Here is a 17018-nt window from a genome sequence, read left to right as displayed (position 1 = left end):
CTGTGCTATATTGTCTGGTATGAGACAGTTTTTCATTCCTATCGCCATTGCGGCCAGCCTTGCCGCGCCCGTTCATGCTCAGGACCTTGAGGCGCCCTCCGATGGGGCCTCAATGATAGAGGATGGCGCGCGCATGTTCTTTGAGGGGTTGCTGCAAGAGGCGCGCCCGGCCATGCGGGACATGCGCGAACTGGCCGATCGGCTGGGTCCGCAACTACGAAGTTTCGCCGAGGAAATGGGCCCGGCTCTGGCCGATATTCTGAAGGATGTCGAAGATCTGAGCGTCTATGCTGCGCCCGAAAAACTGCCCAACGGCGATATCATCATCCGCCGCAAGGAGCCGCTGGAACCGGTGCCGCAGCCTGAGCGCCCCGATCTATTGGCCCCCGATACAGGCGACGAGATCGAGATTTAGCGCGCAGCGCTTTTAACCACTGGCTCGGCGCCCAGCGATGAGGCGAGCGAAGAGAAGCGCGCCTGCGCAACCTCGCCAAAGAGGGGTGTAGCTTCGGGCGCCAAGGCCAATTCGAGGATCTTCTTTTTGGGATAGTGATGCAATGCGCCCGGATTTGCGTCGCGCTGTAGCCATAGCATAGCGCCAAAGCGCATCGCCTTGCCGAGAATCTCGGCATCGCGGCGTAGGGGGCCGTCTATCAGTTGGCTGACCTGATCAAAGCGCGTATGTCCTGATGAATTCGAATAGCGGTGCAGCAATGCAAGACCCAGAAATACCCGCTCGGCATGTTTCAGACCACCTAGATTGGCGCGTGTCGCGGTGTCAAAACAAATGTCGGCGCGGTATTCGGGATGCGCGCGCCAGTTCACGTCATGCAATAGGCACGCGGCCTTGATCAGGCGCACCCGTTCGGGCTTGGCGTTTTTGAACAGCGGCATGATAAAGTGGTAGAGCACTTTGCCAAAGCCCGGTACGCGGGCATCCTTGGCCTCGGTAAAGCGACAGGCCTCGATCAACGGATCGCGGTCGCGCAGTTGTTGGGGCATTTGTTCGTACAGCATCCCCTCGCGGATGCCGTAGCTGGAAATGGCGATATCGTGCGGCTTGAAAAAGCGCACGACCTCGCGCAGCACCTCGGCGGCCTGCGGTACCAGCGCCATGCGCGCGGATGAGACGCCCGCGCGCTGGCGCAGCGAATCCAGATCTTCGCAATTATGGATATAGGACAGAGTGTCGCGCACGGAATTGGCGCGCATCCGGTATTCGTGCAGCACATGCAGGGGATATCCGCGCCGCTCCATATCGATCCGCGCAATCGCGCGCCACGAACCGCCGACAAGGAACAGGCGATCCTCCTGCTCGCCCAGCTCACCGGTCATGGCGTTAAGCGTTTCGGTGATGTAGGCGCGGCGCGCCTTGCGCCCCCCCTTCATGTCGCGCAATTTCAGCGGACCCAGCTGTGACGAGACGCAACGCCCCACGGTGCCGCCCTTGATCTCGGCCAACTCCATGGACGAGCCACCGATGTCGCAAACAAGGCCGTAAGCGCCGGGCCAGCCCAGTAGCACGCCTTGCGCCGACAGCCGCGCCTCTTCGCGCCCGTCAATGATCCACAGTTTTAGCCCGGTCTTCTCTTCGACCTCGCGGTGGAATTCTACACCATCGTCGGCGTCGCGCACGGCTGCAGTGGCGACGCAGGTCAGCGGCCCGGTCTCCATCGCGTTGGCCAATAGCGCAAAGCGGCTAAGCGCGTTCAGCGCGCGCACGCGGCCCTCAGGGTTGAGCCGCCCGGTTTCTGACATGCCCGCACCAAGGCCGCACATAATCTTTTCGTTAAAGAAATAGGCCGGGCTGCGCGCCGCCCCATCAAAAACGACCATTCGGACCGAGTTCGACCCCACATCAACGACCCCGACCCGGCGCAGCTTGCGCGCTGATGGTTTGTCGAAAATGGCACGTCCAAAAGGGGTGAACGCCGCCGTGCGTTTTGCGCCGTTGCCATTGGTTTCGGGTGCGCTCATATTCTCACCAGCCGCCTTTTTTACCGTGCCTGCCTTATTGCGACTTGTCCGCCCCGCGTCAACGCGCGGGGGCACTCAATCCTCGGTATGGGTCAGTTGCGGCACGTCCGCCGCTCCCGCCGAGCCGCGCCCCGAAAGCGACGGGTTTTCCATGAAAAACCGGTGACAGTTGAACGCGAACTCACCCTCAGGGATGACGGCGCGGATAAAGGAGCCGCTAGGCTCCATCACCCAGCTTTGCGCGACGTCAGCCATATTGGCGGCCATGACCTGAGAGGTGATCTGCGCCTTGACGGTGGGATTTTCGATCTCGACCAGCGTTTCGACCCGACGGTTCAGGTTGCGGCCCATCCAGTCGGCCGAGCTGATGAAAACCCGCGCCTTTTTGTGTGGCAGGCCGTGGCCATTGCCAAAACAGACGATGCGGCTGTGTTCCAGGAATCGCCCGACAATGGATTTGACGCGTATGTTTTCGCTAAGACCCGTGATGCCGGGTCGCAGCCCGCAGATGCCGCGCACGACCAGGCTGATGCGCACGCCCGCCTGACTGGCGGCATAGAGCGCGTCGATGATGTCCGGCTCGATCAGGGCGTTCATTTTGGCCCATATTTCCGCCGGGCGGCCGTTTTTGGCATGCTCGATCTCGCCTGCGATCATTTCCAACAGGCGGGGTTTCAGAGTCAGAGGCGATATGGCGAGGTTTTCCAGCTTTTCCGGTTGCGCATAGCCCGACAGGTAGTTGAACACCTTGGTCGCATCGCGCCCCAGCACACTGTCACAGGTGAAAAAAGACAGGTCGGTGTAGATGCGTGCCGTGATCGGGTGGTAGTTGCCGGTGCCGAAGTGCGTGTAGGTGACTAGATTATCACCCTCGCGGCGCACAACGATGCTGATCTTGGCGTGCGTTTTCAGATCGAGAAAGCCATAGACCACATGCGCGCCCGCGCGTTCCAGTCGGCGGGACTGGCGAATATTGGCGGCCTCGTCAAAGCGGGCTTTGAGTTCGACCAGCGCGGTGACGGATTTGCCGTTTTCGGCGGCCTCGCACAGCGCCTCGACGATGGGGGATTGGTTGGAGGTGCGGTAGAGCGTCTGCTTGATCGCCACCACATCGGGGTCATTCGCCGCCTGTTTCAGAAAGCGTACGACCATATCGAATGTCTCGTAGGGGTGGTGCAACAGCATGTCCTTTTGGCGGATCGCGGCGAACATGTCGCCCTCGAAATCCTGCACACGTTCCGGCACGCGGGGCGAAAAACTGGGCCAGAGCAGGTCGGGGCGCGATTCCAGCACCAGTTCGCTTAGATTGGCGAGGCCGATCATGCCGTCGACCTCGACCACATCGTCGGACGTCACGTGTAGCTCTTGCATGACCAGCGCGCGCAATGCTTCTGGCGCATCGCGTGTAATATTCATGCGCACCACCTCGCCGCGGCGGCGACGCTTTAGCGCGACTTCGAACTCGCGCACGAGGTCTTCTGCCTCTTCTTCGACCTCGAGATCGCTGTCGCGCAGGACGCGGAACGCGCAATGACCCTTGTATTTATAACCCGGAAAGAGGCTGTGCAGATGCAGGATCAGCAATTCCTCCAGCGGCAGAAAACGGTGTGCGCCACCTTCGGCCGGCAGGGCGACAAAGCGGTCGATCTGCTGGGGGATGGGTAAGAGGGCCTGCAACGGGCGCTTGTCGCGGATGCGGGTCAGGTTCAGCGCCAGCGAATATCCAAGGTTCGGGATGAAGGGGAAGGGGTGTGCGGGGTCGATCGCGAGGGGCGACAGGACCGGGAACACCTTGCTGAGAAACATATCGCCCAGATAGTCGCGGTCGGCCTCGTTCAGGTCCTCGCCCGACATGATGGTGATGTTTTGCACCTCCAACTCATCGCGCAATTGCTGATAGGTTCGCTGCTGCGCGCCCAAAAGTTTGCGGGCGTTCTCGTTTATCAGCACCAGTTGTTCAGCCGGGGTCAGCCCGTCGGCGGCGGGGGTAGTATTGCCCGCGCGGGCCAGTTCGCGCAGACCGGCGACGCGCACGTTGTAGAACTCATCGAGGTTGGTGGCCGAGATCGACAGGAACCGCAGCCGCTCAAGCAGAGGCACGCGGGGGTTCTGCGCCTCTTCCAGCACGCGCCAGTTGAAGCCCAGCCAGCTCAGCTCGCGGTTATAGAACCGGCCCGTCCCGGTAAGGTCCAGATCGGGCAGATCGCGGGCCGGAGGGAACGGGGATGCGAGGAAATCGGCATGATTCATGGGAATTGGGTAAAGGCCTGATGTGACTGGGTATGGCGGGGTGCGCGGCCCAACTGTGGCGTCACAGACCCAGGTTGTCCAGCGCCTCGGAGGCGAGCGCGCGGGTGACCGGGCGGCGGCGCTCAAGCGCGAGCTTGTCCAGCGCGGCGACAACGCGGCCCGCATCGCCGAACGCGCGCGGCATCCGGCGCACAAGATAGGGGATGGTGCCGGGGGTCGGCAGGATCTGACGGTCGCCCATCTGCTTCATAAGGACGGCGGCCAGCAATTCGTCGTCCGGTTCCTTGAGGGTGCAGGTCGGCGTGGCCTCCATCCGGCTGGCGAGGTCGGGCAGGACCAGCGGCCAATGATTTGGCGCGGCGCGCGCTGTCAGCAGCAGCGAATTACCCTCGGCCAACGTAAGGTTGTGCAAGTGAAAGAGCGCCTCTTCGATCGCGCGGTCCCCTGCGATGGTGTCGGCCCCCTCTATGGCAACATGGCTGCTGGCGAGCGCGGGGATGTCTGCGCCCGCCAGCCCGGCGGCAGGCACGATAGCCGCACCGCTGAGGTCACGCCAGACATGGGCCAGATGCGTCTTGCCCGATCCGGGTGGGCCATTGAGGACCAATTTACGCGCGGGCCAGTCCTGCCAGCCGTCGATCAGGGCGACGGCGACGGCGTTGGCCGAGGACACGTAGAAATCGTCACGCCCCTGCGCGGGCTTGGTGACCAGATCAAGGCTGAGTTGCCGGGGTGGCGCGATGCGACGGGCCATCAGTGGCCGTCTTGACCGTGTGCTCCGCGATAGAGCTGGCTGTCCTTGTAGCGCCCGGTGGCAAAGCGCGCCAGCACGCCAATGGCCGCCGCGACCGGCACCGCCACCAGCATCCCGACAAAGCCAAAGAGCGCGCCAAAGACCGATAGCGCAAAGATCAGCCAGACAGGGTGCAACCCGACCGAATTGCCAACCAGCTTGGGCGTCAGGAAGTTGCCTTCGGCCACTTGTCCCAGTACGAAAATGCCCCCGACCAGCCCAATTGACACCCAGTCACCCCAGAATTGGAACAGCGCGAGGCCGATCGCCAGCGCGCCGCCGACCAGCGCGCCGACATAGGGAATGAACGTCACGAACCCAGCGATCGCCCCCACCACCAGCCCGAATTGCAGCCCGACCAACATCAGCGCCAGCGCATAATATGTGCCGAGGATAAGGCAGACGGTGCCCATGCCGCGAATGAAGCCTGCCATCGTCTTGTCTATTTCGCTGGCAAGATAACGGATGACCGGCGCGTGTTCGCGCGGCAGCAAGTCGTCAATTTTGGCAATCATGCGATCCCAGTCAAGCAGCAGGTAGAAGGCGACGACCGGCACGATGACAAAGAGGATGGCGATATTGATCAGCGACGACACCGACCCGAGGATTGTCTCCAGCAACTGACCGCCGCGTTCCTTGATCGTCTCGCCGATGCCGGTCAGCGATTTGCGTAACGCGCTCTCGGCGTTGAGCATGTCGGGAAACCGCTCGTTCACGAAATCCTGCAGCCTGCGCGCCAGATCGGGTGCGGTCTCGATCAGGTCGGTGGCCTGATTAGTCAATGTCGGCACGATCAGGACGGCCGAAATGACGAAGATCAGCGCAGCAAGGATGGTGATGGCAACGACGGACAACACCCGGCTAAGCCCCAGCGTCTCGAGCCGGTCGGCCAAGGGATCGAGGAAATAGGCGATGGCCGCTCCGACGAGGAATGGCATGATCACATCGCCCAACACCCAGAGCACGCCAAGAAAGACCACCGTAGCGATCCCCCAATATTTCATTTGCGTCGCGACTGGCAGGGACATGGCGTCCTTTCAGGATCAGGCTTGCGTCGGGTCTGCCACACGTTTCGCCCAAGCGGCGCGCGCTTTCAAGTGCGCGATTGCGCCGAAACCGCGCTGTTTGGGCGAAGCCTCGCTTGCTCGATGGCTTGCGAGGCCATAAACGGGGGCAAATGTCTTTGACCGATGAGGATCGCCATGCGCCTGTCCCGCTATTTTCTACCCGTTTTGAAAGAGACCCCGTCGGAGGCGCAGATCGTCTCTCACCGCCTGATGCTGCGCGCGGGCATGATCAAACAGGCGGGCGCAGGGATTTACTCGTGGCTGCCCATGGGGTTCAAGGTGCTGCGCAAGCTGGAAAATATCGTCCACGAGGAACAGATGCGCGCGGGCCACATCCCGATGCTGATGCCGGTCATTCAGCCCGCCGACCTTTGGCGCGAAAGCGGGCGTTACGATGCTTACGGTGGCGAGATGCTGCGCATCAAGGACCGGCAGGATCGCGACATGCTGTTTACCCCGACTGCGGAGGAACTGATCACCGATATTTTCCGCGCGCATGTGAGCAGTTACAAAGATCTGCCACTGACGATGTATCAGATCCAGTGGAAATTCCGCGACGAGATGCGCCCGCGCTTTGGCGTCATGCGGGGGCGCGAATTCCTGATGAAGGACGGCTATAACTTTGATCTGAACCGCGAGGATGCGCTGCATTCCTACAATCGCCATCTGGTCAGCTACCTGCGCACCTATGAGCGGATGGGATTGCAGGCGATCCCGATGCGCGCTGATTCCGGCCCTATCGGTGGTGACGACACGCATGAATTTCTGGTTCTTGCCGACACGGGCGAGAGTGAGGTGTTCTATGATTCCGAGATCACCGATCTGAAATTTGGTGATCGCGATGTCGATTACGATTCGCATGATGCTTGCCGCGCGGTTCTGGACGAGTTTACAAGCCGCTATGCTCGCACGGACGAGACGCATGATGAGGGGCTGTTCAACGAGGTTCCAGAAGAGCGGCGGCGCACGGCGCGCGGGATCGAGGTGGGCCAAATATTCTACTTTGGCACCAAGTATTCCGAGGCGATGGGGGCCAACGTGCAGGGCCCGGATGGCAAGAGCGTGCCGGTCCATATGGGCAGCCACGGCATCGGTGTCAGCCGTCTGGTGGGCGCGATCATTGAGGCAAGCCATGATGACAAGGGCATCATCTGGCCCGAAGGTGTGACACCTTTCCATGCAGGGATCGTCAACCTCAAGCAGGGCGACGCCGAGGCGGACGCGGCCTGCGAGGCACTCTATGCCGGGATCACCGCACTGGGCCTTGAGCCGCTTTATGATGACCGGGACGAGCGGGCGGGTGGCAAGTTTGCGACAATGGACCTGATCGGTTTGCCGTGGCGGATCACTGTCGGGCCACGTGGCCTGAAAAACGGCGTGGTCGAGTTGACCAGCCGTCGCACGGGCGAGAGTGAAGAGATGCCGCCCGAGGACGCGATCAAGCGCCTCGCGCAGATCTATGCGCCCCATCGCGGCGCGCTGGTCGGCTAAATGCTGGCCCGTGCCCTTGCATTGGCGGGCGGCCTTGCGGGGGCTGCGGGGTTTTCGCAGTTCCCGGAATTCTCACAGCAATATGTGCAACGGCTGGGTGGTGCGGTCGATGAGCTGGGCCGTTTTGTGGCTGAGTTCGACGCGGACGCCGCCGAGGTCGGATTGACGCGCGCGGCTGCGCTGGCCGATCTGGGACAGGGCAGCGCGATAGGCGCACAGCGGGCCGAGAGCATGGCAGACGTGATCGTGCGCTATCAGCGGTTGTCGGCCGACCTTGCCACGCTGCGCGACGCGGGGCCGTTTACACGCGCCTACCGGATGCGCAGCTTTGCCGACGCCGAGATCGCCGAGGCGGCTTGGGAGGAGTTTAAGCCTGCCGTGCCGCTGACCATGGCGGGCGGGATATTTGCCGGGGCGGGATTTTTGGCGGGCTTGGCCGTGATCGGGGGCGCACTGGCACTGCTGCGCGCGCCGTTTCGGCGCAGGCGCGCCCGCGCTGCTTGACGCCGCTTAGCCCCCGGCGCAAGTTGCGCGCGACTAGATCAAGAGGTTTCTCAGTGGCAGGCAAATCCGCCCCCTTCGCCCCCTTCGAGTGGATGATAGCGTGGCGCTATCTGCGCGCAAAACGCGCCGAGGGCGGCGTCAGTGTCATGACATGGATTTCGCTGATCGGCATTACGCTGGCGGTGCTGGCGCTGATCGCGACGCTGGCAGTCAGGTCCGGATTCCGGGCAGAGTTCGTAGATACCATCCTTGGCTCAAACGCGCATGTGACCGTCTATAACGCGGGCGAGGTCGACGCGCTGTCGGGCCGGATCGACCGCATGATCACTGACTACGAGGCGATGGCAAGCCGCGTTCGCGAGGTGCCGGGCGTGACCCGTGTCGCCCCGCTGATCAAGGGACAGGTCATGGCCAACGCGCGTGATCGCAACGCGGGCGTCGAGGTGTTCGGCATCACGCTGGACGATCTCAAGGGCATCCCGCGCATCGCCGATCCCAGCACGGGGCAGGGTGATATCGAGCGCTTTGGCGAGGGGATTGCCATTGGCTCGGGCGTGGCGCGCGAATTGGGCGTGGGCATCGGCGACAAGGTCAAGATCATCTCGCCCGGCGGCGTCAAGACGGCGTTCGGCACAACCCCGCGCGTCAATGCCTATGACGTTGCCTATATATTCAGCGCCGGGCGCTATGACATTGATCGAACACGAGTTTACATGCCGTTTGGCGAGGCTCAGAGCTTCTTTAACCGCGAGGGCAAGGCGGACGAGCTGGAGGTCATGGTGACCGACCCTGAGCATCTGGACAATCTGGTGATGCCGCTGATGGAGGCGGCTGGGGACGGCGCGCTGCTGTGGACGTGGAAGGACCAGAGCGGAGGATTTTTGCGCGCGCTGGAGGTCGAGGACAACGTGATGTTCATCATCCTGTCGATCCTCGTGTTGATTGCGGCCATGAACATCACCAGTGGTCTGATCATGCTGGTCAAGAACAAGGGTCGCGATATCGGCATTCTGCGCACAATGGGCCTGACCGAAGGTTCGGTCCTGCGAGTATTTTTTATCTGCGGGGCGTTCACGGGCATCATCGGCACGGCGATGGGCGTGATCCTGGGCTGCCTCTTTGCCATCTATATTGACCCGCTCTTTGCCTTTGTGAACTGGGCAATGGGGGGTGAAATCTGGGATCCGTCGGTGCGCGGCATCTATTATCTACCTGCCAAGCTGCAATTCGGCGATGTCATGTCGGCAGTCGCACTGTCGCTGACGCTGTCGTTTATCGTGACGATTTTTCCTGCGCGCCGCGCCGCGCGCATGAACCCGGTGGAGGCGCTGCGCTATGAGTGATCCCGTGCTGCGCCTCAGGGGCATCGAGAAGATATATAATCGCGGCAAGGAGGCCGAGATCGTCGTTCTGCGCGGCGCGGATCTGGACATTGCGCGCGGCGAGATCGTGGCGCTGGTCGCGCCCTCTGGCGCGGGCAAATCCACGCTGCTGCACATTGCGGGCCTGTTGGACACTGCGGATGCGGGCGAGGTGGCGATTGGCGGTGAGGTGATGACCGGCCTTGGTGACCGACGGCGCACTATTGCGCGGCGACGCGACATTGGATTTGTCTATCAATTCCACCACTTGCTTCCAGAATTCACGGCGCTGGAAAACGTCGCGCTGCCGCAGTTGGCCGAAGGAGTGCGCCGCAGCGCTGCTGAGGCGCGCGCGCAGGAACTCTTGGATCATGTCGGCGTCGGGCCACGCGCGGGGCACCGTCCATCGACCATGTCGGGGGGCGAGCAGCAGCGTGTCGCTTTCTGCCGGGCCTTGGCGAACCAGCCGCGCCTTTTGCTGGCGGATGAGCCGACGGGCAATCTGGACCCTGCGACCTCTGATCAGGTCTTTGCCACGCTGATGGGGCTGGTACGCGAGACGGGGCTGTCGGCGCTGATCGCGACCCATAATCTGGAGCTGGCCGCACGGATGGACCGGGTGGTGCGTCTGGATCACGGGCGGCTTGTCGCAGAGTGATTGACGCGCGCAGTGACCGGCTGCAAAAGACGACACGCAACGAGGAGCCGCACCCATGCCCATGATCGAAACATCAGAAATCGAAGCCCTGTCCAAGGCCGCATTAATCCGTCATGGCGCTGAGGACTGGATTGCGGCCAGTGTCGCAGATGCCATCCGCGAGGCAGAGGCGACGGGCAACCGGATATGCGGGCTCTATTACCTCGAGAGCTATTGCCAGCAGTTGAAAACTGGCCGGGTCAAAGGGGACGTCGTCCCCGAGGTGACGCGCCCCCGCCCCGGTTCGGTCCGGGTGGATGCGAAGTTTGGATTTGCTCAGGCAGCGTTCGAGCGGGCGCTGCCCGACGCGATTGCGGCGACCAAGGAATGTGGCACTGCGTCACTGGCGGTCTGCCATGCGCATACCTGCACGTCGCTGGGCTACTTTACCGGCCAGATCGCGCGCGCGGGGCTGATCGGACTGGGCCTGACCAACGCGACGCCCGTCGTCGCGCCGCCGGGTGGCAAAAGCCGCATCATCGGCACAAACCCTATCGCATTTTCGGTGCCGGACGGGCAGGGCGGCATTGCGATGCAGTTCGACCAATCGACCACCACAACCGCAATGGGCAAGATCACGATGGCGAAAGCGGCGGGTGAGAGCATACCGGAGGGCTGGGCCGTCGATGCGGATGGCCGCCCGACGACCGATCCTGCGGCGGGGCTGGCCGGATCGATGGTCAGCCTTGGCGGCAGTGCGGCTGGATACAAAGGTTGGGGCTTTGGCCTGATGGCCGAGATACTGGCAGCGGGTATGACCGGTAGCCTGGCCAGTCAGGACTTGTCGCCGCTGAAGGTGCCGGAGGGCGCGCCGCACGATCTGGGCCAGTTCTACCTGCTGATTGATCCGGATATGTCGGATCATTTTGCCGCCCGGCTGGCCCGTGTGGCCGAAGGCATCGCCGCTGACGAGGGCGCGCGGATGCCGGGTCAGGGGCGTCGCGAGGCAACCAGCGTCGATGTGCCGGATGCGCTGTGGGAGCAGCTGCGTGGGTTGGCTGGGGCCACCTGAGCGGCGCTGCACTACCGCAAAGTTTGCTTTGCGCCATCGGCGACGTATCTTTCCCTGAGGGAAGGATACTCTGATGAGACATTTTATCTTGGCGCTTTGCGCCGCCGCCGCGCTAAGCCTTGCCCCTGCTGCGCGCGCGCAAGAGGGGCCGATCCGCGCTGTTATAGAAGCGCAGATCGAGGCGTTCGAGGCGGACGATTTCGACACCGCCTTTACCTACGCCAGCCCGACCATTCAGGGCATGTTCGGCACCGCCGAAAATTTTGGCGCGATGGTCAAAGGTGGCTATCCGATGGTCTGGCGACCCGATGAACTGCGCTACCTCGCGCTGGAGGAACGCGGCGGCCTTCTGTTTCAGGACGTTATGGTGCGCGACGACAAGGGCGCGCTGCACATCCTCGAATATCAGATGCAGGAGGGCGCGGGCGGCTGGAAGATCAACGGCGTGAACATTCGCCGTGCCAGCGCCGGTAGCGCCTGAAGACGCGACCACCGTCACGGTGCTGCCAAGAGCCGTTAACCTTGCGGCTATATTTCCCTCGACCATCCGGGCGCGCCCCGGGCTGGCGTCAATTGTGACATCTGCGGCCCTGAGCAGGGCGGCGTGGATGCGAAAGGGAAATCAAGATGAACAAGGCAGTAACTGACGGAATCCTCTTTATGCCGCCCGCTTTTTCAGGCGATCTGGGCGTCTGGTCCAGCGGCGACGGCACGCCCGGATCGGACACCTATCAGAACGCGCCGAACGCAGTGTTCGCCCCCGCCGATCAGGATTTCGGCGGCGCGTTGGAACTGCAAAAGGCGCAAGCTGTGCAGAAGATGCGCTATATGGGTCAAACGCCGATCCTGCCGGGCTGTTATCTGCGCATCAGCGCACGGGTCAAGGCGCTGTCCGGCAACCTGCCGACCGTGCGTATCGCTGGCTGGGCAGGTGGTCCGGGCGGCGCGCATGTGTCCGGTCTGACCGAAACCGGCCCTGAGGTGACACTTCAAAGCTATGGCGAAGTGGTCGAGATCAGCGCCATTGTTGGCACTGGGGATCGGCGCGGCGTAAATATGGTCTGGGGCCCTGAACCCGTCTATGGGCATTTCGGCCTTGATCTGATCGGCGCGAATGGGGGCATCCTGCGCATCGACGATCTGGTCATTGAGGACGTCACCGGCGTTTTCCTGCGCGATCTGATCGACACGGTCGATGTGCGTGACTATGGCGCGCTGGGCGACGGGGTGCATGACGACCAGCCGGCCTTTGAGGCCGCCGATGCCGCCGCCGCCGGGCGCGACGTGCTGGTGCCGGACGGGACGTATTTTCTGGGCGACAGCGTGACGATGCAATCCTCGGTGCGCTTTGACGGCACGGTCACGATGGCGACGCCGCATATCTTTACGCTGACGCGCAACTACAATCTGCCCGCCTATATCGACGCGTTCGGTGACGAAGAGCTGGCCTTTCGCAAGGCGTTTCAGGCATTGCTGAACAATGCGGGCCACGATTCTCTGGACATGCAGGGACGGATCATTTCGCTGACCGGACCGATCGACATGGCCGCAGCTGTGCCGGACAAGAGCAGCTATTCGCAGCGCCGCCTTATCAAGAACGGCCAGATCTATGCGCTGGATCGCGAGGCTTGGGCGACTGAGGTCGTCACATCCCGCGCCACCTATTCGCCCGGCAACAGCCTGACGCTGACGAATGTGCTGGACGTGGCCAACATCCCGATTGGCGCGGTTGTCGAGGGCAATGGCGTGGGGCGCGAAGTCTATGTCTCGGGTGTCGACATCGCGGCGCAGGAGGTGCGGCTGAGCCAGCAACTATACGATGCGGCGGGCACGCAGGTATTCACCTTTCGGCGATTCAAATACATGCTGGATTTCAGTGGTTTCGAGAAGCTTAGCAAATTCTCGATCTCCAACGTCGAGCTTCAATGCAGCGGTGTTTGCAGTGCCGTAATGCTACCGCGCACGGGCACCGGATTTCACTTTCGGGACTGTTTCTTTACCCGGCCCATGGATCGCGGGATATCCAGCCTTGCACTTGGCGATCAGGGCATGATCGTGGATCGCTGTCAGTTCCTGTCCGACGAGAGCGACCAGAACGTGGCCGACCGCGTCGCTATCGCGCTGAACGCCAACGCCAATGACGTCAAGCTGCGCGACAACCGCATCGTGCGGTTCCGCCACTTTGCGCTGCTGGCCGGCTCCAGCAACATCGTGTCTGGCAATCACTGGTTTCAGGGCGATACCTCTACCGACGGCACGCGCAGCGCGGGTTTGATCCTGACGCGGACCAACTGCCGCACGACCATAAACGCCAACTATGTCGACAATTGTTTCATCGAGTGGAGCAATGAACATGACAGCGCGCCTGAATATTCAAGCGAGTTTTCGTTCAGCGCGCTGAACATTGTCGACAACGTGTTTCTGGCCGGTAACGTGGCGCCGTGGTTCACCTTTTTGGTGGTCAAGCCACATGGCGCGGGGCACTTCCTGAATGGGGTGAATGTCAGCGGGAATTCCTTTCGCATCATCGACACTCCCGTCGACAGGATCGAAAGGATCGACACCAGCTTTGCCGATCTGGACTATAACCGGCTCAAGAATATCGCGTTTTCCGACAATACCTTCGGCAACATTTACCACCCCGTCTCTAGCCCACTCTTGCTGGAGTATCAGGAAAACTCGCCGCAAGCGACATGGACCATCGACGTGGGGCAAAGCCTGCCGTTCGGTGCGTATGCGCAGACGGTCACGTCTGTGATACCTGCGGGTCCGCTGACTGACAGTGGTGGCGATATCGTTTACGTCGCGCCCTATTATCAGGCCAAGCAAGGACCGGACCGCAACCAGATCCGCCTGCAGTTTGGCACCCCGGTCAGCGGAACGGTGACGGCAGTGGTGCGGATCGACGATCCATTCTGAGCTGATCTGTCGGATGTGAAATGAAGAAAGAGCGGGCCTGCGGGTCCGCTCTTTTTTGTGGCATGGCTCAACGCGTTGGATCGTCCGGCGCCGGGCTACCTATCAAAATGTCGGCGGCGTGCAGGCGCTGATGATCTCGCATGGCTCGGGGCCAACCTGGCGAAAGCGGTGCGGATTGCGACTGTCAAAGTAGTAGGCGTCACCCGGCCCCAGCACCTTGCGCTGATCGCCCACTGTTACCTCTACGCGGCCCTTGACCACGACGCCGCCCTCCTCTGCCTCGTGGCCGATCATGGTACGGCCCGTATCGGCGCCGATCTCGTAGGTTTCTGACAGAATCATCATCGCTCGGCCAAAGAGCGTCGTGCCGATCTGGCGCAGCGAAACGCCGTTCTTGCCGATCTGAGTTAGCTCCTCAGCGGCGTAGAACACCTTGCGTTCGGCTTCGGGCTGGTAGGCGAAAAATTCCGACAATGCGATGGGAATCCCTTCGAGGATGCGTTTCAGCGCCGAGACAGACGGGTTCACCTTGCCCGCCTCTATCAGCGAAATGGTCGAATTAGGCACGCCCGTCTTCTTGGCTAGTGCACGTTGTGACAGGCCCGCCTGCGCGCGCACCGCGCGCAGGCGCGGCCCTAGTTCCAGATCGGTATTATTCGCCACCATGTTCAGCACCTTGAACGTTTTCAATTGGTGGCCATATAAATCAATGGCTTGCCTCGCGCAAGAAACAGACTTTTGCACGCTGGCGAAACGGCGTACAGCAAGCTGAAATCCAAGGAGGCAAACCCGCCTTGGGTATTGTCATTATTTCTCGAAAGGATGCGTCATGTTGAACGCCGAGATCGCAGAACGCCGCGCAGGCGCCATTTCGCAGGGTGTGGGCATGATGACCCAGGTCTATGCTGACCATGCCAAGAACTCCGAAGTGTGGGACGTCGAGGGCAACCGCTATATTGATTTTGCCGCCGGGATCGCCGTGGTCAACACTGGCCATTGCCACCCCAAGGTGATGCAGGCGGTGTCGGATCAGATCGCCAAGTTCACGCATACCTGCCATCAGGTTCTGCCATATGAGAACTACGTCCGTCTCGCCGAGCGACTGAACGAAAAGGTGCCGGGCGATTTCGAGAAAAAGACCGTATTCGTCACCACTGGCGCTGAGGCAGTCGAGAACGCGATTAAGGTCGCGCGTATCCACACGGGCCGCTCGGCCGTCATCGCATTTGGCGGCGCGTTCCATGGCAGGACCTTTATGGGCATGTCACTGACGGGCAAGGTGGCACCCTATAAAAAGGGCTTTGGCGCGATGATGCCCGACGTCTATCACGTCCCGTTCCCGATCGAGTTGCACGGTATCAGCACCGAGGACGCAATGGCGTCGCTGAACAAGCTGTTCAAAGCTGATCTCGACCCCGAGCGTGTGGCGGCCATCATCATTGAGCCCGTGCAGGGCGAGGGCGGATTTTACCCTGCGCCCGCCGATCTGATGCGCGGCCTGCGCAAGCTTTGCGACGATCATGGCATCGTGCTGATCGCGGATGAGGTGCAGACCGGGTTCGCGCGCACCGGGCATTTGTTTGCGATGGAAGCCTACGGCGTCGCCGCTGATATCACGACCATGGCCAAGGGTCTGGCTGGCGGTCTGCCGCTGGCGGCGTTGACAGGTAAGGCTGAGATCATGGATGCGGCGCATCCCGGCGGTCTGGGCGGCACCTATGGTGGCAACCCGCTGGGCATCGCGGCATCCAACGCCGTGCTGGACGTGATTGAGGAAGAGGATCTGTGCAATCGTGCGAACGAGCTGGGCTCGCGCCTGAAGCAGCGGCTGGAATCGATCCGGGCCAACACGCCCGAGATGGTCGACGTGCGCGGCCCTGGCTTCATGATCGCGGCCGAGTTCAACACCACGGACGGCAGCGCGCCCAACCCCGACATGACCAACCGTATCCGCATGGAGGCGCTCAAGCGCGGTCTGATCCTGCTGACCTGCGGTATCTATGGCAACGTTATCCGCTTCCTCGCGCCGATCACCATTCAGGATGAGATCTTTGCCGAGGCGATGGATATCCTTGAGGAATCGATCGCGGCAGCGCGGGCGGCGTAAGCTCACAACGATATGCGAACCGAAACGGAGCGGGCCGAAATGGTCCGCTCCTTTTTTTATGGTTTTCAAGCCCGTACACCAGACATTTAAAGCTTCAGCGCTTGGGTCGACCCATCTGCCATGCGTCAGTGACAGTGGCATAGTCGGCGTATCCCATCCGCGCTATGGGCCGGGCGCCAACGGTGTCGAACCGGCCTTCCTTAACGTATTCGTCCCGGATATGGGTCTGCACGACCTCGCCGATCACCAAGAACCGCTCCAGCAGCGCGCCGTGGCGGTCGCTTAGCTGGCGCACGTCCAGCGTGACGCATTCCAGTGCGGCGGGGCTGGCAGCCACGAAGGGAGTCTGAATGACGACGGACGCGCCTTCCTCTAGCCCTGCAAGCTCAAACTCGTTCACGCCGGAGGGTTCAGGCCCGGACGAGATGTTCACCTGCTCAGCCAACGCCTCGGTCGCCAGAGAAAAGGTGAATTCCCCCCGCTCGCGCGCATAGGTAGCCGAATGTTTCGCCCCCTCGCTAGAGAACATGACCATGTCGGGATCCGATCCAATCCCGTTAAAGAACGAGTAGGGCGCAAGGTTTGCCTGCCCGCCGGGGTCGAGCGTGCCGATCCAGCCAATGGGGCGCGGCGCGATGATCGCCTTGAAGGGGTTGTAGCGCAGCTCGCGCGGTCGGTCGTCGCCGTAATTCATGGGTCTCTCCTGTTCTCGGGGGCGCAGATAGCCCGCCATGGGCCTGCGTCCAGCGCCAAACTGCCCTGCCGGCCGACGCCAGAATCGCAGGAATTCCGCCCGGTGCAATCTGTCGGCATGTGGCACTTTGGACCAAAGGAACTATT

The 17018-nt window shown here is 61.8% G+C and carries 15 protein-coding genes; 9 read left to right on the top strand and 6 right to left on the bottom strand.

Annotated features, from left to right (window positions below):
* Positions 1–19 precede the first annotated feature (19 nt).
* The gene (locus U3654_RS11135; protein WP_324751619.1) at positions 20–415 is read left to right on the top strand and encodes a hypothetical protein; all 396 of its coding nucleotides are present in this window, start codon (positions 20–22) and stop codon (positions 413–415) included.
* Here U3654_RS11135 and U3654_RS11130 read toward each other — a convergent pair.
* The 4 genes from U3654_RS11130 to U3654_RS11115 all read right to left on the bottom strand — a co-directional run bounded on the left by U3654_RS11130 (position 412) and on the right by U3654_RS11115 (position 6048).
* On the bottom strand, positions 412–1977 hold the full coding sequence (locus tag U3654_RS11130) for a Ppx/GppA family phosphatase (protein WP_324751618.1): 1566 nt from the start codon (positions 1975–1977) through the stop codon (positions 412–414). The two genes, U3654_RS11135 and U3654_RS11130, sit on opposite strands and share 4 nt — an antisense overlap.
* 75 nt (positions 1978–2052) lie before the next feature.
* Positions 2053–4227 (bottom strand): RNA degradosome polyphosphate kinase, encoded by a 2175-nt coding sequence (locus U3654_RS11125; protein WP_324751617.1) that lies wholly within the window; start codon positions 4225–4227, stop codon positions 2053–2055.
* Between the two features lie 61 nt (positions 4228–4288).
* Entirely contained in the window at positions 4289–4981 is a 693-nt protein-coding gene (locus U3654_RS11120) for a chromosomal replication initiator DnaA (protein ID WP_324751616.1), read from the bottom strand.
* Positions 4981–6048: an AI-2E family transporter gene (locus U3654_RS11115; RefSeq protein ID WP_324751615.1), complete on the bottom strand. Its 1068-nt coding sequence runs from the start codon at positions 6046–6048 to the stop codon at positions 4981–4983. Before U3654_RS11115 ends, U3654_RS11120 begins: the two co-directional genes overlap by 1 nt.
* A 174-nt stretch (positions 6049–6222) precedes the next feature.
* Here U3654_RS11115 and proS point away from each other — a divergent pair, with 174 nt between their 5' ends.
* The 7 genes from proS to U3654_RS11080 all read left to right on the top strand — a co-directional run bounded on the left by proS (position 6223) and on the right by U3654_RS11080 (position 14071).
* Positions 6223–7578, top strand: coding sequence for a proline--tRNA ligase (proS, locus tag U3654_RS11110; protein WP_324751614.1), 1356 nt, complete (start codon positions 6223–6225; stop codon positions 7576–7578).
* A complete protein-coding gene (locus U3654_RS11105) occupies positions 7579–8082 on the top strand; it encodes a DUF2937 family protein (protein ID WP_324751613.1) in 504 nt (167 codons plus the stop codon).
* Between the two features lie 92 nt (positions 8083–8174).
* Positions 8175–9425: a lipoprotein-releasing ABC transporter permease subunit gene (locus U3654_RS11100; RefSeq protein ID WP_324755272.1), complete on the top strand. Its 1251-nt coding sequence runs from the start codon at positions 8175–8177 to the stop codon at positions 9423–9425.
* A complete protein-coding gene (locus U3654_RS11095; RefSeq protein WP_324751612.1) occupies positions 9418–10101 on the top strand; it encodes an ABC transporter ATP-binding protein in 684 nt (227 codons plus the stop codon). The genes U3654_RS11100 and U3654_RS11095 overlap by 8 nt, the downstream gene beginning before the upstream one ends.
* A 55-nt stretch (positions 10102–10156) precedes the next feature.
* The gene (locus tag U3654_RS11090; RefSeq protein WP_324751611.1) at positions 10157–11152 is read left to right on the top strand and encodes an Ldh family oxidoreductase; all 996 of its coding nucleotides are present in this window, start codon (positions 10157–10159) and stop codon (positions 11150–11152) included.
* Between the two features lie 73 nt (positions 11153–11225).
* On the top strand, positions 11226–11633 hold the full coding sequence (locus U3654_RS11085; RefSeq protein WP_324751610.1) for a DUF4864 domain-containing protein: 408 nt from the start codon (positions 11226–11228) through the stop codon (positions 11631–11633).
* A gap of 146 nt (positions 11634–11779) precedes the next feature.
* The gene (locus U3654_RS11080) at positions 11780–14071 is read left to right on the top strand and encodes a glycosyl hydrolase family 28-related protein (protein WP_324751609.1); all 2292 of its coding nucleotides are present in this window, start codon (positions 11780–11782) and stop codon (positions 14069–14071) included.
* A 102-nt stretch (positions 14072–14173) separates the two neighbouring features.
* On the opposite strand, the gene U3654_RS11075 is transcribed toward U3654_RS11080, so the two are convergent.
* Positions 14174–14737: a cupin domain-containing protein gene (locus U3654_RS11075; RefSeq protein ID WP_324755271.1), complete on the bottom strand. Its 564-nt coding sequence runs from the start codon at positions 14735–14737 to the stop codon at positions 14174–14176.
* 163 nt (positions 14738–14900) lie between these two features.
* Here U3654_RS11075 and U3654_RS11070 point away from each other — a divergent pair, with 163 nt between their 5' ends.
* On the top strand, positions 14901–16178 hold the full coding sequence (locus tag U3654_RS11070) for a 4-aminobutyrate--2-oxoglutarate transaminase (RefSeq protein ID WP_324751608.1): 1278 nt from the start codon (positions 14901–14903) through the stop codon (positions 16176–16178).
* A gap of 94 nt (positions 16179–16272) precedes the next feature.
* Here the strand turns inward: U3654_RS11070 and U3654_RS11065 are convergent, their stop codons facing one another.
* Positions 16273–16872: a flavin reductase family protein gene (locus tag U3654_RS11065; RefSeq protein WP_324751607.1), complete on the bottom strand. Its 600-nt coding sequence runs from the start codon at positions 16870–16872 to the stop codon at positions 16273–16275.
* Positions 16873–17018: the final 146 nt, after the last annotated feature.

Source organism: Roseovarius sp. Pro17, assembly GCF_035599575.1.
GTDB lineage: Bacteria > Pseudomonadota > Alphaproteobacteria > Rhodobacterales > Rhodobacteraceae > Roseovarius.
Note: the sequence above shows the minus strand (reverse complement) of the source record. Positions and strands in the feature narration are given on the sequence as shown.

What these genes read in the sequence shown, in the direction of transcription:
- proS (WP_324751614.1), top strand. Translation starts at nt 6,223, where the DNA reads ATGCGCCTGTCCCGCTATTTTCTACCCGTTTTGAAAGAGACCCCGTCG.
- U3654_RS11115 (WP_324751615.1), bottom strand. Translation starts at nt 6,048, where the DNA reads ATGTCCCTGCCAGTCGCGACGCAAATGAAATATTGGGGGATCGCTACG.
- U3654_RS11135 (WP_324751619.1), top strand. Translation starts at nt 20, where the DNA reads ATGAGACAGTTTTTCATTCCTATCGCCATTGCGGCCAGCCTTGCCGCG.
- U3654_RS11100 (WP_324755272.1), top strand. Translation starts at nt 8,175, where the DNA reads ATGATAGCGTGGCGCTATCTGCGCGCAAAACGCGCCGAGGGCGGCGTC.
- U3654_RS11095 (WP_324751612.1), top strand. Translation starts at nt 9,418, where the DNA reads ATGAGTGATCCCGTGCTGCGCCTCAGGGGCATCGAGAAGATATATAAT.
- U3654_RS11125 (WP_324751617.1), bottom strand. Translation starts at nt 4,227, where the DNA reads ATGAATCATGCCGATTTCCTCGCATCCCCGTTCCCTCCGGCCCGCGAT.
- U3654_RS11065 (WP_324751607.1), bottom strand. Translation starts at nt 16,872, where the DNA reads ATGAATTACGGCGACGACCGACCGCGCGAGCTGCGCTACAACCCCTTC.
- U3654_RS11080 (WP_324751609.1), top strand. Translation starts at nt 11,780, where the DNA reads ATGAACAAGGCAGTAACTGACGGAATCCTCTTTATGCCGCCCGCTTTT.
- U3654_RS11075 (WP_324755271.1), bottom strand. Translation starts at nt 14,737, where the DNA reads ATGGTGGCGAATAATACCGATCTGGAACTAGGGCCGCGCCTGCGCGCG.
- U3654_RS11120 (WP_324751616.1), bottom strand. Translation starts at nt 4,981, where the DNA reads ATGGCCCGTCGCATCGCGCCACCCCGGCAACTCAGCCTTGATCTGGTC.
- U3654_RS11070 (WP_324751608.1), top strand. Translation starts at nt 14,901, where the DNA reads ATGTTGAACGCCGAGATCGCAGAACGCCGCGCAGGCGCCATTTCGCAG.
- U3654_RS11085 (WP_324751610.1), top strand. Translation starts at nt 11,226, where the DNA reads ATGAGACATTTTATCTTGGCGCTTTGCGCCGCCGCCGCGCTAAGCCTT.
- U3654_RS11105 (WP_324751613.1), top strand. Translation starts at nt 7,579, where the DNA reads ATGCTGGCCCGTGCCCTTGCATTGGCGGGCGGCCTTGCGGGGGCTGCG.
- U3654_RS11130 (WP_324751618.1), bottom strand. Translation starts at nt 1,977, where the DNA reads ATGAGCGCACCCGAAACCAATGGCAACGGCGCAAAACGCACGGCGGCG.
- U3654_RS11090 (WP_324751611.1), top strand. Translation starts at nt 10,157, where the DNA reads ATGCCCATGATCGAAACATCAGAAATCGAAGCCCTGTCCAAGGCCGCA.